This is a genomic window from Acinetobacter sp. YH16052 (assembly GCF_013417155.1).
Classification (GTDB): Bacteria; Pseudomonadota; Gammaproteobacteria; order Pseudomonadales; family Moraxellaceae; genus Acinetobacter.
In genome coordinates, this window is the sequence record NZ_VPEO01000094.1 from 1 (window position 1) to 2534 (window position 2534).

The window sequence follows — 2534 nt, forward strand, 5'->3', positions numbered from 1 at the left end:
AAAAACGGAGTATTAAGTCGTGATCATGATGGTTCTATCGACTTTTCAGAATTACTTCGTGTCTATGGTGAGCCTTTTGGTGGAACAAACTCAAAACGTCTTGATACGTCTCCAAGACAAAACATTGATACACCTGAATACACTGATAATACAGTTGTTGAACTCAAAAATCAGATTGAGTTTTTAAAGAAACAGTTGGAAAAAGCAGAAGATCGGGAAACGAAGGCAAATGCTCGTATTGACACGCTACTTACACTTATTGAAATGAAGCCACCACAAGCCAATATAAGCACGTTTACAGAGCAGCAATCTGACCAGGATATAGCAACAGATCCTCGGTCAAAAAAACCAAATGAGGGCGGATTGACTACTCAAGAAATTAAACGCATTCCAGTGCCGGAGCATATTGAACCAGAGCCTGAAAAAAGGGGCTTCTGGAGCCGTTTTTTCAAGCCCTATGGGTGATAGGACTATTTAATCAGACTAATCAAAACCGTGGAACATTGATTGTTTTTTGATCGTGAAACATGAAAAATCATAAAAAAAGCCCGAACAGGGATGCTCGGGCTATAAACTAGAAACTACAGCGTTGAATTATAAGGATAATTATACAGCATTTCGTATAACGTGTATTATGTTAATTTTAGGAATTCTAAACTTGAGCAGAAATTAATGTGGATTTAAATTTACGAACTTCATCATTCAGTACGTGAAGTTCTGTTGATCTTATTGCATTACCTAAATGCATCATTGCTGCAACTGTTACTTGAGGAGGTTGAGCCAGAATTACTTGTCCATTATTATTTATTAGCGGCCCCGCATATAATATACCAACTAAATGAATTCGACTTTTATCCATATAATAAGTATTAGTTTTTCTGTCTAAATACCCCTTTTTATCATATAAAAAAATTGGTGATCCAGAGGATCCTGGGAAACAAGCCATATCAACCATAAACTCTTGTTTTCCATTATATAGTTTTGCAAGAGAAGAGGCCGTTATTCCCTTACGAATAATAGGTAGATGGTTTACCTCATCAGAAATACCATTAGGACAGCCAATCATTGTTACTTCTTCAATAGCATCAAAATATTGCCAATCATCGGTATTCGGTATTAATGATAAATCTAAAAATTTATAGAATATTGGCATACCTTGATCTATTGCTTGATTTATCAAACCTGCAATAGAGATAGCACATAAATCAATTTTCGTATCAGGATGATAGATAACCTGTTTATCGTTTATCCCAATGCTTAGTTCGACAAAATTTCCTGAAGGTTCTCCTTCATTATTCTTTACATGACAAATGATTTTTATTTGATCACTCTTTTCTATTACATGTTTGTTTGTCACCAGAGCTAGAAAGCAATTTTCTCCATCATTATCGAAGGCTGTGAAGAATCCAGTCCCTGTACTATGAGCTTTTCCATTTAAGTATGCAGTAATTTTTACTGTTGAATAAAGTAATTCCTCAGCCACACTCATAGTTTTATTCATAAATCTTTTCCGATAGTCACAATAAATATTCTTATTTTTTATCATAGTATTAATCTTTATTTTTTATTTTAATCAATAAAATAAATACTTCATTCTGACAAAATTTAAATCAATATATTTTTTCATTTAACATAATGGTGGTTATACGAAATTAGTAGTTTTTACGCGGAATTCCTAACGTATTCATCTTTTGTCTTATATCTTTATTTTTACCAATAGGTAAAATATTTTCATAACCTACATCGAAAAGTAGGTAATTAAGAAAAAAATTACAGCGTTTTATAAGCCTTATAGTAACGGGAGAGACTATAGGGCTTTTTATTTATCTTAATATTCATATATCTATGATAAAGCCATGATGCTCTGCGATATAGAAAACCGGCTTGAGAATAGACCGATCTTTTATGATATTTGCTAAAATACTCTTTTGAAATATAAAAAACTAAGCGTGTATAGCACTGGGTCTAGGTGTTTTTTGGGCTTAGTTATTAGCGTTATTTAAATAAGTATAAGTCAATTTTTACCTAAGGGATTTGCTTTTCAACTAGTTCCAATTTCTTTAATGCTTGCCCTTTTTTATGATCATTATCAATCTTTACAACCAGAGCTAAAATAAAAACCATCACTATAAAAACAAGGAAAATCAAATGCTTTTTCATCATTAATTCCGTCTTTTGACCTTTAAGAATGCCTTGCTCCTTTGTAAATAGATATGACATAAGGGAAGCACTGATACAAGCCTTTTTAAATGACTTTAGCAACTCGATAAACAGTTGCAACTCCACAATTCACTGCTTTGGCAATTTCTTCCTTAGTCATATTGCCAGATGCTAGCAATTCTTTTATTCGTTTGTGCTTAGCCTCATTGGCTTTCTTACCTGTTGGCTTGTAACCCGAACGTGCCAGGCCCTGCTTAATACGTTCTATACGTTTCTCATTGTCCAGGCGGGCCATTGTTGCCAGGAGATCAATCAACATATTGTTGATGAGATCCAGGATTGAATGAGTAATGCTGTCACTGGTTTGAATCATT

4 protein-coding genes are annotated in these 2534 nt (G+C 33.6%); 1 reads left to right on the forward strand and 3 read right to left on the reverse strand.

What is annotated here, in order from left to right; genetic code table 11:
• The coding region (locus FTV42_RS16215; RefSeq protein WP_180039201.1) for a plasmid replication DNA-binding protein at positions 1 to 465 on the forward strand (465 nt) is incomplete at its 5' end.
• 187 nt (positions 466 to 652) lie between these two features.
• Here FTV42_RS16215 and FTV42_RS16220 read toward each other — a convergent pair.
• The 3 genes from FTV42_RS16220 to FTV42_RS16230 all read right to left on the reverse strand — a co-directional run.
• Positions 653 to 1501, reverse strand: a complete 849-nt coding sequence (locus tag FTV42_RS16220) for a serine protease (protein ID WP_163146740.1) — start codon at positions 1499 to 1501, stop codon at positions 653 to 655.
• A 524-nt stretch (positions 1502 to 2025) separates the two neighbouring features.
• Positions 2026 to 2286: a hypothetical protein gene (locus FTV42_RS16225; RefSeq protein WP_163146737.1), complete on the reverse strand. Its 261-nt coding sequence runs from the start codon at positions 2284 to 2286 to the stop codon at positions 2026 to 2028.
• A partial coding sequence (locus FTV42_RS16230; RefSeq protein WP_257223477.1) for a helix-turn-helix domain-containing protein occupies positions 2246 to 2534 on the reverse strand: 289 nt, incomplete at its 5' end. The genes FTV42_RS16230 and FTV42_RS16225, both read right to left, overlap by 41 nt.